At 38.2% G+C, this 19,395-nt stretch carries 20 protein-coding genes, 1 pseudogene and 1 other annotated feature; of the genes and pseudogenes, 5 read left to right on the top strand and 16 right to left on the bottom strand.

Features of this window, described 5'->3' with window-relative positions:
• The 6 genes and pseudogenes from ACW6OJ_RS03335 to ACW6OJ_RS03310 all read right to left on the bottom strand — a co-directional run.
• Positions 1-370 (bottom strand): annotated as a pseudogene (locus tag ACW6OJ_RS03335) (23S rRNA (uracil-5-)-methyltransferase RumA); the annotation flags it as partial.
• 120 nt (positions 371-490) lie between these two features.
• Complete coding sequence (locus ACW6OJ_RS03330; RefSeq protein WP_456095764.1) at positions 491-1,225, bottom strand: pseudouridine synthase; 735 nt, start codon at positions 1,223-1,225, stop codon at positions 491-493.
• A gap of 21 nt (positions 1,226-1,246) precedes the next feature.
• The gene (hslO, locus tag ACW6OJ_RS03325) at positions 1,247-2,122 is read right to left on the bottom strand and encodes an Hsp33 family molecular chaperone HslO (RefSeq protein ID WP_455103750.1); all 876 of its coding nucleotides are present in this window, start codon (positions 2,120-2,122) and stop codon (positions 1,247-1,249) included.
• A gap of 288 nt (positions 2,123-2,410) precedes the next feature.
• Complete coding sequence (locus ACW6OJ_RS03320) at positions 2,411-3,211, bottom strand: class I SAM-dependent DNA methyltransferase (RefSeq protein ID WP_456095763.1); 801 nt, start codon at positions 3,209-3,211, stop codon at positions 2,411-2,413.
• Positions 3,212-3,466: 255 nt separating this feature from the next.
• Positions 3,467-3,943 carry a pyridoxamine 5'-phosphate oxidase family protein gene (locus ACW6OJ_RS03315; protein ID WP_456095762.1) on the bottom strand — a complete coding sequence of 159 codons (477 nt, stop codon included), beginning with the start codon at positions 3,941-3,943 and terminating at the stop codon, positions 3,467-3,469.
• Between the two features lie 64 nt (positions 3,944-4,007).
• Positions 4,008-5,201 carry an L-serine ammonia-lyase gene (locus tag ACW6OJ_RS03310; protein WP_456095761.1) on the bottom strand — a complete coding sequence of 398 codons (1,194 nt, stop codon included), beginning with the start codon at positions 5,199-5,201 and terminating at the stop codon, positions 4,008-4,010.
• A gap of 267 nt (positions 5,202-5,468) precedes the next feature.
• Here ACW6OJ_RS03310 and dapA point away from each other — a divergent pair, with 267 nt between their 5' ends.
• On the top strand, positions 5,469-6,353 hold the full coding sequence (gene dapA, locus ACW6OJ_RS03305) for a 4-hydroxy-tetrahydrodipicolinate synthase (protein WP_456095760.1): 885 nt from the start codon (positions 5,469-5,471) through the stop codon (positions 6,351-6,353).
• 210 nt (positions 6,354-6,563) lie between these two features.
• On the opposite strand, the gene rpsD is transcribed toward dapA, so the two are convergent.
• The 7 genes from rpsD to ACW6OJ_RS03270 form a co-directional block, all read right to left on the bottom strand.
• Positions 6,564-7,169, bottom strand: coding sequence for a 30S ribosomal protein S4 (gene rpsD, locus ACW6OJ_RS03300; protein WP_455105145.1), 606 nt, complete (start codon positions 7,167-7,169; stop codon positions 6,564-6,566).
• Between the two features lie 341 nt (positions 7,170-7,510).
• Complete coding sequence (locus ACW6OJ_RS03295; protein WP_456095759.1) at positions 7,511-8,254, bottom strand: amino acid ABC transporter ATP-binding protein; 744 nt, start codon at positions 8,252-8,254, stop codon at positions 7,511-7,513.
• A 9-nt stretch (positions 8,255-8,263) separates the two neighbouring features.
• Positions 8,264-8,938: an amino acid ABC transporter permease gene (locus ACW6OJ_RS03290; protein ID WP_293433814.1), complete on the bottom strand. Its 675-nt coding sequence runs from the start codon at positions 8,936-8,938 to the stop codon at positions 8,264-8,266.
• Positions 8,939-8,971: 33 nt separating this feature from the next.
• Positions 8,972-9,817 (bottom strand): transporter substrate-binding domain-containing protein, encoded by an 846-nt coding sequence (locus ACW6OJ_RS03285; RefSeq protein WP_456095758.1) that lies wholly within the window; start codon positions 9,815-9,817, stop codon positions 8,972-8,974.
• A gap of 204 nt (positions 9,818-10,021) precedes the next feature.
• Positions 10,022-10,227, bottom strand: a binding site (T-box leader).
• 70 nt (positions 10,228-10,297) lie between these two features.
• Positions 10,298-10,579 (bottom strand): putative quinol monooxygenase, encoded by a 282-nt coding sequence (locus ACW6OJ_RS03280; RefSeq protein WP_314495795.1) that lies wholly within the window; start codon positions 10,577-10,579, stop codon positions 10,298-10,300.
• Positions 10,580-10,652: 73 nt separating this feature from the next.
• On the bottom strand, positions 10,653-12,842 hold the full coding sequence (locus tag ACW6OJ_RS03275; protein ID WP_456095757.1) for a YhgE/Pip family protein: 2,190 nt from the start codon (positions 12,840-12,842) through the stop codon (positions 10,653-10,655).
• 568 nt (positions 12,843-13,410) lie between these two features.
• The gene (locus tag ACW6OJ_RS03270; protein ID WP_293427685.1) at positions 13,411-13,962 is read right to left on the bottom strand and encodes an Mpv17/PMP22 family protein; all 552 of its coding nucleotides are present in this window, start codon (positions 13,960-13,962) and stop codon (positions 13,411-13,413) included.
• A gap of 217 nt (positions 13,963-14,179) precedes the next feature.
• On the opposite strand from ACW6OJ_RS03270, the gene ACW6OJ_RS03265 reads away from it, so the two are divergent.
• The 4 genes from ACW6OJ_RS03265 (at position 14,180) to ACW6OJ_RS03250 (ending at position 17,811) form a co-directional block, all read left to right on the top strand.
• A complete protein-coding gene (locus ACW6OJ_RS03265) occupies positions 14,180-15,448 on the top strand; it encodes a cell wall-binding repeat-containing protein (protein ID WP_456095756.1) in 1,269 nt (422 codons plus the stop codon).
• Positions 15,449-15,699: 251 nt separating this feature from the next.
• Positions 15,700-16,182 carry an RNA polymerase sigma factor gene (locus ACW6OJ_RS03260; RefSeq protein WP_456095755.1) on the top strand — a complete coding sequence of 161 codons (483 nt, stop codon included), beginning with the start codon at positions 15,700-15,702 and terminating at the stop codon, positions 16,180-16,182.
• Between the two features lie 54 nt (positions 16,183-16,236).
• Positions 16,237-17,214 carry a hypothetical protein gene (locus tag ACW6OJ_RS03255; RefSeq protein ID WP_456095754.1) on the top strand — a complete coding sequence of 326 codons (978 nt, stop codon included), beginning with the start codon at positions 16,237-16,239 and terminating at the stop codon, positions 17,212-17,214.
• Positions 17,215-17,361: 147 nt separating this feature from the next.
• Positions 17,362-17,811, top strand: a complete 450-nt coding sequence (locus ACW6OJ_RS03250; RefSeq protein ID WP_293427697.1) for a C-GCAxxG-C-C family protein — start codon at positions 17,362-17,364, stop codon at positions 17,809-17,811.
• 63 nt (positions 17,812-17,874) lie between these two features.
• Here ACW6OJ_RS03250 and ACW6OJ_RS03245 read toward each other — a convergent pair whose 3' ends face one another.
• The 3 genes from ACW6OJ_RS03245 to ACW6OJ_RS03235 all read right to left on the bottom strand — a co-directional run bounded on the left by ACW6OJ_RS03245 (position 17,875) and on the right by ACW6OJ_RS03235 (position 19,356).
• Positions 17,875-18,228: a Spx/MgsR family RNA polymerase-binding regulatory protein gene (locus tag ACW6OJ_RS03245; protein ID WP_314495811.1), complete on the bottom strand. Its 354-nt coding sequence runs from the start codon at positions 18,226-18,228 to the stop codon at positions 17,875-17,877.
• A gap of 172 nt (positions 18,229-18,400) precedes the next feature.
• A complete protein-coding gene (locus tag ACW6OJ_RS03240; RefSeq protein ID WP_456095753.1) occupies positions 18,401-18,577 on the bottom strand; it encodes a hypothetical protein in 177 nt (58 codons plus the stop codon).
• A 107-nt stretch (positions 18,578-18,684) separates the two neighbouring features.
• Positions 18,685-19,356: a DNA alkylation repair protein gene (locus ACW6OJ_RS03235; protein ID WP_456095752.1), complete on the bottom strand. Its 672-nt coding sequence runs from the start codon at positions 19,354-19,356 to the stop codon at positions 18,685-18,687.
• Between the last annotated feature and the right edge of the window lie 39 nt (positions 19,357-19,395).

The raw sequence follows: 19,395 nt of genomic DNA, 5'->3' as shown, positions 1-19,395 counted from the left end.
AGGCATACTGGCTAGGACTACCCTGAATTCCCAAAAATTCATAGTCCTTAATACCAGCCTTGTCGAATAGGTCTAGTATTTGATCTTTTTTTATTTCTAATTGCTTTTCGTAGGGAATGGATAGGATCGAACACCCTCCACACTGCCTAAAGTGTCTACAGACTGGGGCAGTCTCTATTTCAGATGGTTCTAGTAGCTCTAATAGCTTTACTTCACCACTATCCGACCTAGATTTTTTCACAACAGCCCTTACCTTTTGACCTGTAATGCCACCCTTCATCTTTATTCTCTTATCTTCATATATAGATCGGGACACACCACCGAACTCCATCTTGCCTACCTCAAATTCTATAATATCTTTCCTCTTCATCAACACTTACCTTTCTAACTGGCCTATAAATTGCATATTTATATATCTTTTTTACATATCTTTTTTACATATTTTTTCTCTACGTATTTTATACATATTTTCTAGATAATTATCTTTCTTTTAAAGATCTTTTTTCTCTAAAAGGTCAACTTCTTCTTCAGTCAACTCCCTATACTCTCCTAGTTCAAGGGTCTCATCTAACTTTAAACCACCCATCTGAACCCTCTTTAGGTAAAGTACATTTTTACCTACTGCTTCGAACATCCTCTTGACCTGGTGAAACTTACCCTCGCTGATAGTCACATATATTTCAGAATGTACAGTCCCATCATCGGCCTCAAAGGTCCTAATTACCTCTAGGCTTGCAGGCTTGGTAGTATAGTCATCTCCAATGTATACCCCCTCGCTAAAGGTCTTAATATCCCTGGCCAATACCTCTTGATCTATTTCAGCATAGTATTTTTTAGGTACATGCTTTTTTGGTGATAGGACCCTGTGACTTAGATGGCCATCATTTGTGATTACTAGAAGTCCTTCTGTATCCTTGTCGAGACGGCCTACTGGAAAGGGGTCAAAGGCTAGGTATTCATGGTCTATAAGGTCGATAACAGTTTGGTCATACCTGTCAAAGGTCGCTGATACATAGCCTGCAGGCTTGTTCATCATCAGGTAAATAAATTCCCTATACCTGATTGTTTGGCCATTTAGACATACCTGGTCCTGGTTTGGGTCTATATGGTGGTCTGGTTTTTTAATTTCTTGACCATTAACCTTGACCATACCCTGCCTACACATTTTTTTAATTTCTGACCTAGTTCCGTAGCCTAGGTTACTAAGCAGCTTGTCCAACCTCATACTAATCCTCCTGCCCTATTCTTACATATTGTCGTATATTTCCTTTAGCTCTTCCTCACTAAAGCTATACTTAGATTCACAGAACTGGCAGCCTACTTCAGCCCCCTTGTCCTCGTCTATAATAGCCTTTAGCTCTTCCTTTCCTATTGCTACAAAGACCTCTGCAACCCTCTCCTTAGAGCAGTCACATTCAAAAGCAACATCTATCTTGTCTAATATGCTAGGTTCTAGGTCCTTTAGGACTATATTCATCATGTCTTCAGGAGTCAAGCCCTGGCTCAGCATCTGAGTTACGGACTGGATGCCTGATAGGTTCCTCTCTATTGTAGATATGGTTTCTTCACTTGCATCCGGCATCATCTGGACTATAAATCCTCCTGCCTCTTCTACCTCATCAGACCTAGTTAAAACACCTAGAGATACCGCTGATGGTGTCTGCTCTGATACAGTGAAATAATATGTGAAGTCCTCTGCTATTTCACCACTTACCATTTCATACTCACCATTATAAGGCTCTCTTAGGCCTAGGTCCTTGATTACCCTTATAGTTCCCTGGTTACCAACTGCACCAGCTACATTTAGCTTGCCATTTTCATAGTTTTCAACCTCTACGCCTGGGTTAGTCACATAGCCCTTTACTATACCACTTGAGTTTGAAGTAGTCAGGATAGTACCTATAGGTCCACCCCCCTTGATAATGACACTGATCTTGTCACCCTTGTTCTTCATCATCAAGCCCATCATAGATGTAGCTGTTAGGGTCCTTCCTAGGGCTGCAGTTGCCACCTTACTAGTATTGTGAAAGCCCCTTGCAGTCTCCACCATATTTTTGGTTGAGGCAAAGAATCCTCTTACCTCTTTATTTCCTGTTGTTACTCTTATACAATAATCCTTCATATTAAAACCCCTCTATTTCTATGATTCTATATTTCTGTATTTCTATTTCTATATTTCTATTTATGTATTTCTACTTCCATATTCTATTTATGTATTTCTATTTATGTATTTCTATTTATGTATTTCTGTGTTTCTATTTATGTATTTCTATTTATGTATTTCTATTTATGTATTTCTATATTTCTATATTTATGTATTTCTGTGTTTCTATTTATTTATTTCTATTTATATATTTTTATACCTACATTTTACTCAATATAGGTATCCTGAAACTATATTTTCCATACTTTATACATGCTTTATGGCTGTGAAGAAAATCCTCTCGGACTGGTCACCTGGCCTATCAAAGCTAAAATCTCCATAGGAATCAATCCTCCCAAAGCCAGCTTTTTTCAAGATATCTACAATTTCCTCTTCCCTGTGGGCCCTCTGTAGGTGGACCTCCCTATACCTTTCATATAGGTTATCATCATCTTGCGGTCCTTCTTCAAGGTAGTCGCCTTCAACGTCTTCTGGGTCTAGCTTCAAGAAAAAGTCTAGATTCATCTCCAATAGTTGGTTGGCTTGATCATAATAGTTGGTCCACATATATGAAATATCATCCCTAGACTCACCCATGAAGTTATTACCCAAAACCTCACTCAGCTTGTAGTAAGAGCTAATATCAAAAATAAATACCCCACCCAGCTTTAGTAGGTCATATATTTTTGAAAAAACCTTGTATAGGTCCTCAAGGCTGGTTACATAATTAAAACCATCACAGGCACATAGGACACAATCTAGGTCGTAAAGATCAAAGTCTAGGTCTACCATATCCTGTTCCAATAAAACCAGGGGCACTCCCATGGCTTCTGACTTTTCTAGGGCAAGTCCCAGCATATCATCAGAGATGTCTATGCCGGCAATATCGTAGCCCTTTTTGGCCAAGGGTATCGTGATGTTACCAGTCCCACAGGCTAACTCCAATATATTCTTTACACTGGCACCACTTTTTTCTATCAAGTTTTCTATATGCTTAACCCATGCATTATAGTCTACATCATCCATTAGCTGGTCGTATACATAGGCAAAATTTCCATACTGGTTCATTTAGCTACCACCTTACCTAAAAATATATCCTAGGGGTACATTGTAATATGTCCCACTTTATTTTTCAAAAATAATCTTATACCTACACTCTATCCATTATATAACAAAATCGGCCTTCAAGCACCTTTTTATTGGATATTTTAAGGCTTAAAGACCACTTTTGTTAGACGCTTTAAAATCTGGTCGTCCACAAGGCTTATATATAACAAAAAGACAGCAAATCTACTTAATCTACTGCCTTATTGCTATACCTATTTATTTTTCCTTAATCTCTTTTCCCGTCATATGCTCAATCTCTATCTGGAACATCTGAACGGCCTTACCTGCCTTGGCAATCCCTTCATCAATAATATCCTCACTTGGATAATACTTTCTTGCTAGGTCCCTTAGTATTTCCATCGCCCTTTCCTGGTCATCTACCAGGTGACATCTTCCATAGACAATGGTACTCTGGACATAAGGAGCCCAGGCCTCTTCCTTTATAGTTTCATTTCCGTAAACAGTAAAGCACACCTTGTCACAGGCCTTGATAGAGTCTAGCTTGTGGCCTACTCTCGCCCCGTGGAAAATAATAGTATTACTGTCCTCATCATATATGTAGTTAAGTGGTAGGGCATATGGGTAGCCATTGTCTCCATTTACAGCCAATACGCCACGTCGCGATGCCTTTAGCAGGTTTCTTGCCGCATCCATACTAATTTCACTACTCTTTCCCCTAACTGGTCTAAACATTGATACCCCTCCTTAAAAACAATACCACAACCAAGTCAAAGCTTAGCTATGGTTTTAAAATCAATTAGCACTCGAACCACTTAGCAAGTCCGCCTTTTGCTGTTTCCCTATACTTGTCCATCAAGTCAATTCCTGTTTCCTTCATGGTAATAGTTACCTGGTCAAATGATATCGTATGGACACCATCAGTATTTAGGGCATACTTAGCTGCAGCTATTGCTCTTTCAGCAGCCATTGCATTTCTTTCTATACAAGGAATCTGTACATAACCGTATACTGGGTCACATGTCATACCTAGGTGGTGTTCCAAGCCTATTTCTGCAGCATACTCTATCTGCTCTAGTGTACCACCGAATAGGTAGGCAGCACCCGCAGATGCCATTGAACAGGCTGCACCAACCTCACCCTGACATCCTACCTCTGCACCTGAAATAGATGCGTTCGTCTTGATTAGGTTACCAATTAAACCTGCTACTATTAGGCCTTCTATTATATGCTGTCTAGTATAGCCATTGTGTACCATCAATGAGAAGAATACACCTGGTATTACTCCTGCAGCACCACAAGTTGGGGCAGTAACTATTGTACCACCTGATGCATTTTCTTCTGATGCAGCTAGGGCAAATGCATAATCTAGAGTCGTGTAATCTTTTGTTGCAAGATACTTCTTGTAGAACCTAGAAGCCCTCCTCTTAAGCTTTAGTTCTCCAGGAATTACCTCCCTACTTTCGATTCCCTTGTCTATAGCTGCCTTCATTGTATCAGCTATACCTTCCATATATTCTAGGAAGTCATCGTCCTCCCTATCCAATACATATTCAACAAATGACTTATCATTTTCCTTACAGTAGGCAATTATATCATCTAGCTTAGAATGCTCATAGTATACCTTACCATCTACCTGGTTTCTCTTGCCTTCTTCTGCTAGTGTACCCCCACCTACTGAGAATACTGTCCATTCATCAAAGGCATTACCTGATTCGTCTAAAGCCTCCAGCATCATACCATTTGGGTGGAATTCTGGGTTGATGTCATCTCTCCATATAAATTCAACCTTCTTTGGCTCGATTGTCTTTTCAATTATGTAGTCTGTAAGGTGGCCCTTACCTGTAGCTGCCAATGAACCATAAAGTGTACACCTGTAGCTAGCAGCATTAGGATTCTTTTCCTTGAATCTCTTGGCTGCCCTCTGTGGCCCCATTGTATGTGAACTCGATGGTCCACTACCTATTTTATATAACTCTTTTAATGTATCCATATTTTCCTTCATTAACCTTTATTAATACATCACTTATTATATCATACTATAGATGTTAGGTCAATACATCTTGTCTTAAAAAAGTAAGCTTATTTGTTGCTATAGTGGGTATAAAACTAATAACTATTGTATAAAATAGGATTTTAATTTATATTAGAGATATAGACCAATTTAGGTTAGAAAAGCAGACCAATCTAGGGAGGCTCTAGCTAGGCCTAAATTGAGGTAGATAATGCGTGAAATTTTAAAAGGAAAAGAGGAGACAAAATGTTATTTAAAGGTTGCGGAATTAATATAGTTACACCATTTACAGATACAAATGAAGTAGATTTTGATAGTCTAGGAAGGCTAGTTGATACCTATATCAACATAGGGGCCAAGGCCCTAATTTTGGGTAGAACTACTGGTGAATTCTTTGCTATGAGCGATAATGAAATTTTGGAAGTAGTGGACTTTGTGGTAAAGAGGGTAAACAAGAAGATCCCTGTCCTTGCCCAGACTGGACTAAACGATACTTCTAGGTCAGTTGTCCTATCTATCAGAGCCAGGGCCCTAGGTCTTGATGGCCTAATCATAGCTAGTCCCTACTACAGCCAGGGAAATGAACTAGGCCTTATCAGCCACTTTAAGTCAATTGCCCTAGCAGGTGGTCTACCTGCCTATATAGACAATGACCCTGCTAGAACTGGCTTTAACCTTGAGCCTAGCCTAATTGCTAAGCTTGCAGAGATACCTAATATAGCTGGTATTATAGAGTCATCTAGCGACCTCGACCACTTGGCTGACCTTTCGCCAATAATTAATGATGACTTTGTCCTTATTTCTGGCGATGACAAGACTATCCTGGCTAAGCTAGGTATGGGTGCTAGTGGTCATATATCTGTTTTAGCAAATATATGCCCAAGGCTTATCTTCAATATTTATGACAGGTTCAATGAGGGTGACCTTGCAGGGGCTAGACAGGTCTTCAATGACTCCCTACATGCTATTAACCTAATGAGCCTAGATGTAAATCCTATACCGGTCAAAACAGCTATGAATATGCTGGGCTATGAGGTTGGTAACTTTAGACTGCCACTTCACCCAATGGACCCGGACAAGGCTGCCCAGGTAGCTACATTTATTATGGATACCGGTTTGGAAAAACTATAGCTATTATAGGTCTTGATCACATACAAGATGTCTGATTCAGCCTTGGTGGAAAAACTCTTATATTGTATTGCTTGTATAGTATTGCTTGTATAATATTTAGCGTTGGTGAGATAAAAATTCTTCCAACGCTATTTTCCATAAAAAAATACCGAATATGATTGCTCATATTCGGTACATATAAGGACCTTATTATAGCCCCAATTATCAATCTTATAGTGAAGACTTTGAGTAGAATTCGACTACTAGTGCATCATTGATTTCGATTGGCACTTCTTCTCTTTCAGGTAATCTTGTTAATACAGCTGAATAATTAGCCTGATCCTTAGTTAAGTAAGGATATTCGTTTAATGCAGCTGCTTCAAAGTTAGCCTTGAATAATACGTTAGATCTGTACTTTTCTCTTAGAGAGATTTCGTCTCCAACATTAACGATAAATGATGGTATATCTACCTTTCTTCCGTTAACATGGATGTTACCGTGAGATACCATCTGTCTAGCCTGTCTGATTGAGTTAGCTAGACCCATTCTGTATACTAGGTTGTCTAGTCTACATTCTAGAGTTGTTATAACTGCAGTACCAGTAGTCATTTTAGCCTTCTGAGCCTTCTTCATGTAGATTCTCATCTGCTTTTCTGATATTCCGTAATAAGCTCTAAGTCTCTGCTTTTCAAGTAGCTGCTGACCGTATGGTGTAAGCTTCTTATCACTTCTTGCAGTTCCCTTACCAGCTCTGTTCATTGCTTTTGGATGACCACAAACGTTAAGTCCTAGTCTTCTAGATAACTTAAACTTAGGTCCTCTTGTAATTGATGACATATTTTTTTCTCCTTTTTAAATATAAATTATGGATGCACCCCTTGTGCATTGTCCACTTGAAAAAATGGATGTGTGAAACTCCTGACCTAAACACACCTTAGTAGGAAATTTCGCTACATTGTCCATTTAAAGGCTATGCCTTTACTGTGTAAAAATTACACGACTCATATATTATACTATAGACCAGGCTATCTGTAAAGATTTTTCTTTGTTAAAACTAGTCTTTTTATATACAAAATCTCTACAAATATACTATACCTATAAGAAGGGGGTGGGTCCCCTACAGTAAAATGGAAATTTGACCTACCCCTCTTATTTTTAAACTATTAATTACTTTTATGCTATACCAGGATCTTGTCGAAGAAGTCCTTGGCCCTATCACTCTTAGGTCTGTTGAATACTTCCCCTGGACTTCCATCCTCTACAATCTTGCCGCCATCAACAAATATTACCCTATCGGCAACCTCCTTGGCAAAGCCCATCTCATGTGTAACTATTGCCATAGTCATACCCTCATGGGCAAGCTCCTTGATAACGTCAAGAACTTCCTTTACCATTTCTGGGTCTAGGGCTGATGTTGGCTCGTCAAATAGCATCATGTCCGGCTCCATAGCAAGAGCTCTTGCTATGGCTATACGCTGTTGCTGACCACCTGATAGCTGGACTGGATAGGCATCAACCTTGTCCAATAGACCTACCCTCTCAAGTAGCTCCTTGGCCTTCTTTTCAGCCTCTTCCCTAGTCTTGCCCTTTACCTTCATTGGGGCTAGAGTTATATTGTCTAGAATGGTTTTGTTTGGGAAAAGATTGAAGTTCTGGAATACCATTCCTATCTTCTCCCTAGTCTTGTCTATAGTTCTTAGGTTTTTAAGTATGTCCTGACCCTCAAATATTATCTGGCCTGATGTAGGCTCTTCTAATAGGTTCATACACCTTAGTACTGTACTCTTACCAGACCCTGATGGCCCGATTATTACCAGGATGTCGCCCTTGTCTATTTCGAGGTCTATACCCTTTATTATCTCCAGGTTTCCAAAGGACTTATGCAGGTCTTTTAGTTCTAATAAAACTTCCTTGTTACTCATTACAATCTCCTATCTTTCTACAGTCATTTTCTTCTCTAATAAGCCTACCAATTTTGACAATGTAAAGGTAATTACAAAGTAAATCAATGCTGCAAACAAGTATGGTCCAAAGCCATTATATGTTGAATTCTTTACTGAATTTGCTACGAACATAATATCCGTTACACCTACGAAGGCTACTATGGCAGACTCCTTTACAAGTGATATAAACTCGTTAGCCAAGGCTGGTAGAATATTCTTTACAGCCTGGGGAACTATTATATACCTCATTGACTGTAGGTATGTCAAGCCTAGAGACCTACTGGCCTCCATCTGACCCTTGTCAACTGAGGATATCCCTGATCTTAGTATCTCAGCTATATAGGCCCCTGAGTTAAGTATTAGACCTATAACTACACCTGTAAAAGTGTCATCATAGCCAAACATTCTTGGGTAGTTAATACCAAATAGCATAGGTATACCGAATGCTATGATCATGACCTGAACAACCAGTGGTGTGTCCCTGATGACCTCAATATAGATATTTGCTATCCATCTTAATATAAAATTCTTCGATATCTTGCATACACATGCTACTAGGCCAACTATAAAGCCGAATAACAAGGCCAATAATGATAATAAAACTGTAACCCCTGCACCCTGTAAGTATGACAGGTAGTACTCATTTACAAAACTAAAATCCATCCTAAACTCCTCTATTACATATATCTTCTAATATTATTTTGTTTCTTTTGAGACTAGGTCTACTGCATTGGCTAATATCTTGTCGTATTCACCACTGTCCTGTAGTTCCTTGATAACTTCATTTGTCAACTTGATAAGGTCGGCATTGTCACCCTTCTTTATAGCAACTGCCATGGCTTCTTCATCTCCACCACTAGTTAGCTTCAAGTTTTCAACAACCTTTATGCCATCGTACTTAGTAACATTTATACCAGCAACCTTGCTGTTTAATACTACTGCATCTATATTGCCATTCTTCATATCGGCAATCAAGTCTGGAACTGCTACTAGGGCCTTGTAGTTTGTAACCTTTAGGTTGTCCTTAACGTATGTTTCCTGAGTAGAACCCTTCTGGACACCTAATTTTGCCTTCTTAAGCTGGTCTTCTGAAGTAAACTTACCAGCATCCTTGGCATTTACTATTACAGCATTTTCACCCTTGAAGTAGATATCTGAGAAGTCTACTGCCTTCTTACGTTCTTCATTTGGAGTCATACCTGTGATTACCATGTCAACCTTACCTGCCTGCAATGCTGATACTAAGGCATCAAAGTCCATTCCCTTTACCTCTAGCTCCACACCTAGCTTGTCTGCTATCTTCTGGGCCAAGTCTATGTCAGCACCTACTATCTTACTCTTGCCATTTTCTGATACCATAAACTCAAATGGTGGATAGTCAGGAGATGTCGCCACAACTAACTTCTTATTCTTCTTAATCTGTTCAAGGGCTGTCTGGTTTCCACCTGAGTTATCAGATGACTTGTTGCCACAACCAACTAGACCTACTGCTAAAACTGCTACCAATCCTAATGCTAATAATTTTTTCAATCCTGCTTTCATTTTTCTTCTCCTTTAAAAATAATATAATAATTCAAAATAAAAAAAAGTCCCTTAGCCAATACTGGCTAAGAGACGAATATACCGCGTTACCACTCTTATTGACAAGTCAATCGTCCTAAGTCTTGTAACTATTTCACTCAATCTACTAGGACTGGCCAGTTAACCCCAGTAAATAGAATAAAAAAGTCTCTTAGCTAATACTAGCTAAGAGACGAATATACCGCGTTACCACTCTTATTGACAATCAAATCTTGTCCTCTCAAACCCTTAAGGCGGGAAACCTATTGGAATACTAAATTCCTCCAATAACCTCCAAAGCTCTCTTCACTTTAAACTCCAATATCAGGCTCACACCAAACCCCAACTCGCTGTAAATTCATTTAAGCTACTCTCTTCATCATCGGCTCTTATCTATTTGTTGTATCTAATTATACGATTAGAATTTATAAAAGTCAATAGGAAATTTTATTTTTTTATTATCTATATTTTTTCCCCAATTGTAGTCTGACTTTCCTCAACTAGCTCCTCGAACACAGCCTTTGCATCTATATAATGCTGGCTAGCCATGTGCTTTTCTAAACTTGAATGACTCTCCCATCTCTCGACAAAGCAGTATTCATTGTCTGCACCGCTAATTTTACAAAAATCATATGTGATGTTCTCTAGCTCTTTTCTTGAAGACTTTACCAAGGCCTTCGCTGCTGCCACATAATCCTCCTCTAAACCAGGCTTTACCTTCACCCTTACAAATACAGTTAACATATTACTTCCTCCATACTACCCTAATAATATTTTTTATTACTTTCATAAGTATATAACACTTTTTAGAAATTTGCTAGTGTATCAAGAAACTCTTCTCAAACTTTTCTGATAGGGGCTCCATTCGGTCGTTTATTTTCTCCTTGAACATTACCCCGAAGACTAGTGGTATAAGGGCAAATACCAAAAGGGCCCCTATATCATTTACTAGGTTTGGCATGTAGACACCACCTATGGCTTCCCTACAAGCATTTATACCATATGTAAATGGTATGACTGAGTTTATGGTCCTAAAGAAGGTAGGTGTCATCTGAACTGGGAAGGTACCACCTGAACCCCCTATCTGTATAACCAGTAGGAACATGGCTATGCCCTTACCCAGGGTCTTGAAGCAGGATACCAGGGTAAATATAAGGACACAAAAGGCCATACTGCACAACATCAATATCAATATAAACAATACTGGTTCCTTTGCTGTTACTCCCAATATAAAGAGGTCACCTGTTGATATTATCATCGACTGGATAATAGACAGGATAAGGAAGAATGATAGTCTGCCAAAGTACCTATCTATACTCCTATACTCCTTGTTAGGCTCAGTCGACAATATAGTTGATAGGATAATAACTCCTACCCAGGCTGCCAATACACTGTAAAATGGTGCCATAGACGAACCATAATTGGCCATCTTATACATCTTTTCTTCCTTTATTTCCACTGGGTTCTTTATAAAGTCTGCCCTTTCAAGTATATTTGACTTAATTACATTGTTAAAGGCCTTTAGGTCCTTATTGTTCTGTATTTCATCAATCATCTTTATAGAGTCAGAAACCTGTCCCCTCAATATATCTATTGAGATTTCAAGTGTTGTAATACTAGATCCGACCCTGCTATTTAAGGACGATGCAGTATTTATAAAGCTATTTACACTTGGATATAGCTGGCTAGTTGAATCAACCATAGCCCTGATATCACCAGTTACTGTAGACACATTTCCATTTACCATGTTAAGTGGCCTAGTAACCAGGTAATCAAAGTCTCTAATAAAATTATTTATGCCTTCACTTGATTCGCCAACTATATTGACAACATCCTGGGCTATAGAGCTTGACATACTATTACTCGTATTTACCTGGTCAATAAGGTATGCCAGTCTAGAACTAGCATCTGTTAGCGACTTATATTCATTGTTTAGCCTAGTTACTGCATTATTTAAGACATTTGAATTCACTACATTTATGTCATTTAGGACCTGACTAATGCTATTAACTCTTGTAGCTGCCTGGTCTATCTTGTCCCTAATATTTTCTATGCTTGCGATGGCCTGCGGGGCCCCTTGATCTCCTATTGAACTTAGGGACTGGGCTAGGCTGACTGATGAATCCATAATCCTGTCTACATCTCTTAGGGCAGCCTTTATACTAGCTGACGTAGATTGAATACTCGACGTCGCATCTGTAGCCATACTAGCAATGTCATCATTAATTCTCTTTGTACTATTTATAGTATTTTTCATTGCGTCAAGACTTGTCTTTGAACTAGCTAGAGACTTGTCTAGGTCACCTATCATATTCTTGTTATTTTCTGCCAGCTTCTTACTATTTACTAGCTGGGCATCTAGCCTCTGTAGGGATGTCTTCATAGCCGTCAGCTTTGGATTAATATCGTCAGACATATTCGATATGCCACCCATAGCACCTAGAGATGTCTTGCTAATTACCTGGATTAGGTGGTTGCTAATCTTGGCTTGAAGCTTGTTGGCCCCCTGGTCAGTTATCTTTTCTGCTATTGCATTTGTTTTTTCATTTGTAGTATATATAATCTTGGCCTTCCTTACATCTACCTGGGTCACAGACATTAGTGACTCTGTGAAGTCCTTAGGTATGGTTAGGATTGCATAATACCTACCTGTATTTAGGCCTTCAATTGCCATTTTGGAATCTACAAAATGCCAGTCAAGACTCCTGTTCTCCTTGAGGTTTTTTACTATATCGTTACCAAAGTTAAGTCTTTGGTTCTTATATTCATAGTCCTGGTCCTGGTTTACTATGGCCACACTCAGGTTCTTGGTATTTCCGTATGGATCCCAGAAGGCCTCTATATTAAACCAGGCATAAAGTGATGGGAAAATCATCAAAGCGACTATTATAAGCGCTATTAAACGATTTTTCAAAACCTCCTGACAGTCCTTATACAAAATCTCATGGACCTTTGATGGGTCTGGTATATATCTCTCCTTGAATTCCTTATTTAAAATATTCTTCAAAATCAAACACCTTGCTTTCAAAACTACTATAAATATCTCAATTACATATTAGGAATTATACCACAAATGAATCAGTTTTAGTTAAATATAAATAAGTTGTATCCGAATATTTTTGGTCAGGGTGAATAAAAAATAACTACTAGTAACTTGGCTTAGATTATCAAAAAATCCCCTTTAAGTAGGTATGCCTTGGACAAGATATAAAACTCCTCAAGTAAAAATAGCTCAGATGATAAAAAAATTCCCTGAGGGTAAGCTTACCTCAGGGAACTAATTTAAATGATACTAAAATTCACAAATTATGTTTAACTCATTTTTATATATATCCAATATTTTCATATATATTCAATTTTTTTCAAAAAAAGATTAAATTTCTTTATCTAGGTATTTTTAATATAAGAAAAACCGACTCCAATTGCTAGCTTGTAACTAGAATGGAATCGGTATAAATTTTCTCTTTACAGGCATCCTTGGTCATGCATTCGACCCTTTAAGCCTTTCTTTAATTATTGTTATTTACCATCTACTATGATCTAGGTCCAGCCCATATCATACACCTTGGCCATCCCTATTTTGACTTTAGTGAAAGTAGGATACCTAGGCAGATTGATAGTAGAGCTGCGAATATAACTCTGAACTCGCCTGGCAGCAAGAATGTCACTGTATGTGCTGGCAGCCAGAATGTTGGTATTGTTCCCCATAGAACATTCTTTCCATAGGCAAAATAGTCAATTCTTGAGCAAATATCCTTGATAGATACCTTAGCTCCCTTAGTTTCATACCTCAGGTCTAAATAGGTATCTGTGTGCTTATGCAGTACCATGAATACTGGACCGAATGATGTATTCATTACCAGTGAAGTTAAGAATGCAAAAGCAAGCTTTGTATGCAGGATTGTTGAGCTAGACTTGGCCAACTTAGCTCCCATAGCCTCAGCAAATATACCCATCATAAAGGCTATCCATACACCCAGAAGACCCCAGATAAGCATCCTGTATCCAATAGAATGAGGTATAGTCAGCTTCTTATTTCTCATGCTGTTTGCTATTACCTCTCCTAGAGTTGCCAATATCGCAAATTTGATAAATGACAAGACATAGTGATTTGTTAAAAACGACATAATTCCCTCCAAAAATTCTAATTTTACCCTAATTATATCTTATTACTAAGAATATTTAAAGAAAAACTTTTCCATATTTACAATATTAATTTTTTCACTCCTTTATACATTTTCTCTTAGCCTTGATTATACTGAACTTGAATTGATTTTTATCCGTAAAAGGTATACAATTAAGTATACTATAAATTGTATTTACATAATGTAAAGGAGTGGTAAAATGACTAAGAAAAAAATTGTGGCTTCTGTCTTGGCCGCTACTATTTCAGCATCTTCTCTGGCTGTAGTAAATGCTGCTGACAAGATCGATATCGATATTAATAAGGAGGTCAAGGATTCCAAGAGCTTTGTATTTGGTGACTTCTTCGGCCCAAAGTACAATCTAAATGACAAGGCCCTACTGGACAAGCTTGCTGGCCTACTGGATTCAATAAAGCTAGACTACTACAATAGTGAAACAAGGATTAAAACCTATGATTTTGTAATCTATGTTGATGGGTGTGAAATTGGAATTAGCAAAAAAACTTCTGGCGGTGACTACTACTATATGACCATCAGCAAAAAGGATGGCCCACATAATTTTAATACCTATAGGACAAGGGTCAACCTATATTCAGAGATAATGAAGATCGTAAATTCTAGCAATCATGTAAGCATCAATCTAGAAAAGCCAAACATACCAGATGGACTTGAAAAAGCTGGACCAATTGAAATGTCTGTTAAAATTTCTGAGGCTAGTTTTGGAAGGAATGAAAACGTTGTTCTAGTTGGTAAAGATAGTATTCCTGATGCCCTGTGCTCGGCTTCAATGGCTGGCCACCTATATGCCCCTATACTATTATCTGATAGGGACAGGCTTGATGAAGGTCTCCTAGCTGAGCTAACTAGACTCCATGCAAAGAACATCTACATCCTATCTGGAGAAATGGTTATATCTAAAAATGTAAAAGATGACCTAAGGGCTAAGGGCTACAAAATATATGACTTCTCGGGCCAGGACAGGTATGAAACATCTGCTAATATTGCAAGCTTTATGAGGTCAGACAAGGCCTATATACTTGCCGGTGGAGACCACTACTACGATACACCTTCCATTTCTTCATACGCCTTTGAAAAGAAGCTACCTATACTTTTAACAAGAAAAAATACTATGCCAAATGTTACCTACAATGTGGTAGACCCTGGATCAAGCATCTTGGCAATAGGTGGTGACAATACCATAGCTAGCGGTGTGTACGGTCAATTGGCTAAAAAGAATGTAAGGATTAATAGGATTGCTGGCAAGGATAGGTTTGATACCTCTGCAAGGATAGTTAAGACCCTATACCCTAATGCAAAGTCCTATATTTGTCTAAGCGACAAGTATTTGGTTAAGGATATTGTTACATCTGTGATGAGTGTCAAGTACCAGAGTCCCCTAGTTCTTGAAAAGACCCCTTATAGCTTTACGGAAAATAGGGGAAATAACCTTTATCTGATATTTAGATAATTTATACTCCTATAAATAGGCCTCCTTGCCTATCTAAAATGTAGACTTTCGTATTTTGAAAATAATTAATAAGGATCCCCTTGGCTGATATGTATCCTCTTTGCTGAATTGCCAGTAAAAAGGTTCATATCCGTCTAGGGGATTTTTTTTACTTTTTTGTTAATGAAAAACTAATTTTAAACGTATATATAGGTGAAAGAGGTTACAATTAATCTAGATTAATTAAATTCACAAAGATGGGAGGTGGTTCTTTGAATTTTGAAGATATCTTTGATAAATATTTTGATAGGGTTTACAAATTTATAAATATAAAAACACTAAACCATATGGATGCCGAAGATATTGCCATGCTCGTATTTGAAAAGGTCAATAATAAGCTAGACACCTACTCCCCTGACAAGTCTAGCTTCGACACCTGGCTTTTTTCCATAGTCAAAAATGAAATAGCTAGCTTCTATAGAAAAAAGCAGGTTACTACCATAAGCATAGATACCGCTAGTCCCTTGGTTGATACTGGACAGTCACCCGAAGAAATAGTCCAAATGTCAGACGAGAGGTCTGACCTAAGACTTGCCCTGGCTTCATTAAATGACAGGGAGCGTACAATCATTGCCTATAGGTATGGGGCTGACATGAAGAACACTGATATAGGTGACCTCTTAGGTATATCAAGTGAAAATGTAGGTGTTGTCCTATTTAGGGCCTTGAAAAAACTCAAGGCAGAACTCACGTAAAACAAGCACTAATATGTATGCGTGCCTATTATAGATAGCATAGGAGGAATAATTATGAACATAAACGATATAAATAACTTAAATAATCTTAAATTTGAAATAGACCTAAGAGAAGGGCTAGACCAAGAATTTTCACCTAGTCAAGCCACTAGGGATAGGATTAAGTCTAGTCTGCAAGGAGGCAAGTCTCAAGATGCAAAACAGGGACTATCTGACATAATTGAAATGAAAACTATAAAAGAAGATAAGGTTATTAATATGGCTAGAGACAAAGGGTTTAAGACTCCTTCTAGACGCAGGACAAGAAGGCTAATAGCTGCATCAATAGCAGGCCTACTCCTAGTTTCAGGTATAGGTATACCAGTTATAGGAAGTGAATTATTTGTAACCACTGATACCTTAAGTACAGAAAATGGCTATGTTACTGTTCAAGTTGAAAGACCACTTGTCGATTTGGGCCAGCTAATCTACCACTTCCCTGAAAATTTAAGGGGTAAGATATATGACGCCCAGGGTAGGCAAATAGATGAAATCAGCTACAAGGATGGTAAAAAGGCTGGCATATTTGACATAGATGGTAACAAAATCAGTGAGATTGATGAAAAAAATGGTACATATATCCTAGAAAAGGATAGTGATAAAAAGCTAGACAAAAATCTTATCAAGTTCCAGTCACTTGAAGCAGCTAAAAAACACCTAGCCTTTAGTCCAAGGCTTCCTAAGGACTTTAAGCTGGTAGAGCTAAGCCTCTTTAAGGATGAAAATGGTCTTCCAGCTAGTGATATGGCAGACTTTGTCCTAGAAAAGGATGGTGCAAAAATCTACGTCCAGGAAAGACTTGCCAAGAAGGCAAATGCCTATGAAACAGGATCAAGCCAGGCCAAATATGTCTACTTTAATGGCAAAAAGGCCATCTTGTCAGAAAACAAGAATATAGATTGGGAAGACGAGGGTCTGATAATCTCTATAAATTCTAAAAACTCAACATACTATGGTCACGGCCTAGTAGACCTTGCTGCCAGCTTTAAATAAAACTTAATAAAATAACTCCTAAATAATATATTACTAATTTTCTATTATAAAAAAATCTAATATATAAGCTATAAATATACCCCTATATATGATAAGATATGAATATGTGAAAATATGGTAATCTGTAAATTATGGAGGTATATTAAATTGAGTAAGCATTCAGATTTAGCTAGAGATTTATTCTTAGAAGGATACAATTGCTCTCAGGCTGTAGTTTTAGCCTTTAGTGATGAAACTGGCCTAGACAAGGAAACTTCTTTAAGAATGGCTTCACCATTTGGACTAGGTATATCCAAATTAAGAGAGGTATGTGGAGCTGTCAGCGGTATGTTTATGGTAGTTGGTCTACTAAACGGATTCACAGACCCTACTGACAAGGAAGCAAAAAACGAACACTATAAGGTAATCAGAAAACTTGCCGAAAGATTCCAGGAAGAAAATGGTTCTATCATTTGTAAGGAGCTATTGGGCTTGACTGGTGAAAAGACTCCTGAAGGCAGACCTATAATGACTAAGAAACCACCTTGCAAGGACTTGGTTGTTCAGGTTTCTGAAATGCTTGATGCCTATATAGAAGAAAGAAAAATCGAAGCTTGATTTATAAAATAAGAGGTCACCTGTCCAATCATATGTGGACTTGTGACCTCTTTTTTTTCATAACTATTCTCCTAGAAGGTACTTCTTTACATCCGGACCTACTAGAATTTTGTCATCACCTACAAGTAGGATTGGCCTTTTTACCAGCATACCATCTCTTGCCAATAGCTTGTACTGGTCCTCCTCTGACATATCCCCTAGCTTTTTAGACAAGCCCAAGTCCTTGTAGATTTTACCGCTAGTATTGAAGAACCTTTTTAGCGGTAGGCCTGACTTTTCTCTCCAAGCCTTCAACTCCTCTATACTTGGATTTTCCTTATCTATTTCTCTTAGGTCATAGTCAAGACCCTGGTCCTTCATTATCTTCTCTACCCCCTTGCAGGTAGTGCACTTCTTATAGCATATCAGAGTATTCATATATCCACCTCCATTTATACAGCTTAATCGTACCTATATATTTAATTAACGATTTGCTTTCATTTTCCAATTTCATTGGTCCTACTTTTCTACTTAATTACATATTTACTTTACCTATCTACCTTACTTATCTACCTTACTTAGTGCTCTCTTACTTTTATACAAGTATTTTTTATACATACTTTACGGTTTCCTCTAGAGGCTTACGAGTTCCGTGGTTGGCAAGTGGGCCAGCACCTTCTGCCGGATATCCTAGGTTCAATAGCATCAGGGCCTCTTCATTTTCAACCCTTCTTCCATCCATGCTCTTGCAGGAATAACGTTCCTTTGCCAATTCCAAAAAGTTCATAAGTCTTCCTCCTTAAATCATCTCTTTCGCCATATATTGTAGCTATGTTTTTATTTCAATCAGTTTACCTTTATCTATGTTATACCCCCATAGAGTATAAATGTCAACTACTTTAGTCCCTTTAGGTATTCCTTTTTTTCCTTGCTGATACGGAGACTTTCCCTGGCCTTTTGTATAGCCTTTTTGTGGGTCCAGTCATCCAATCTCTTGTCCTCAATATAAGGAAGGCTGACCTCCCACTGCTTGGCTAGGGCCGTAGCAAAGAACCAGGCTATCATCATATTCACATAATATTCATCAGACCTAATGCTGGAAGCCATATCAAGGTATTCTGGTCTAAAGTCCTCATCCAAAAAATGAGTCATTAGCATACCCAGACCAAACCTAATCGTATAGGTTTCCTCAGAGGCCATCCATACCTTAATCCTGGTCATCAGGTCCTCCTTGTATCTTTTAAAAAGCTTGGGGGACATAATATCACATACCGCCCAATTATCTACATACGGCAGGAAGGTCTCCAGCCTATTAATACATTTATCATAGTCCTTCATCTCTGAAATCAGTATTGCATGCAACATATTTTCATCATAGTAGTTATGTGGTAGACTATCAAGAAACACTTGGCATTCCTGGTCCCTTATATATGACTTGGCTAAGGCCCTAAGCTTTGGTACCCTAATGCCTAAAATTGTCGATGGTTCTATAGTCGGAACCAGTTTGGCTTGAAAATCTGCATATTCTTTCTCCTTTAAGGCTTGAAGCTCCTTGTATATTTTCATATCTTCCTCCCGAGCTTATAGTATCTCTTCAAATAGCTT

Source organism: Peptostreptococcus sp. (assembly GCF_977045075.1).
Note: the sequence above shows the minus strand (reverse complement) of the source record. Positions and strands in the feature narration are given on the sequence as shown.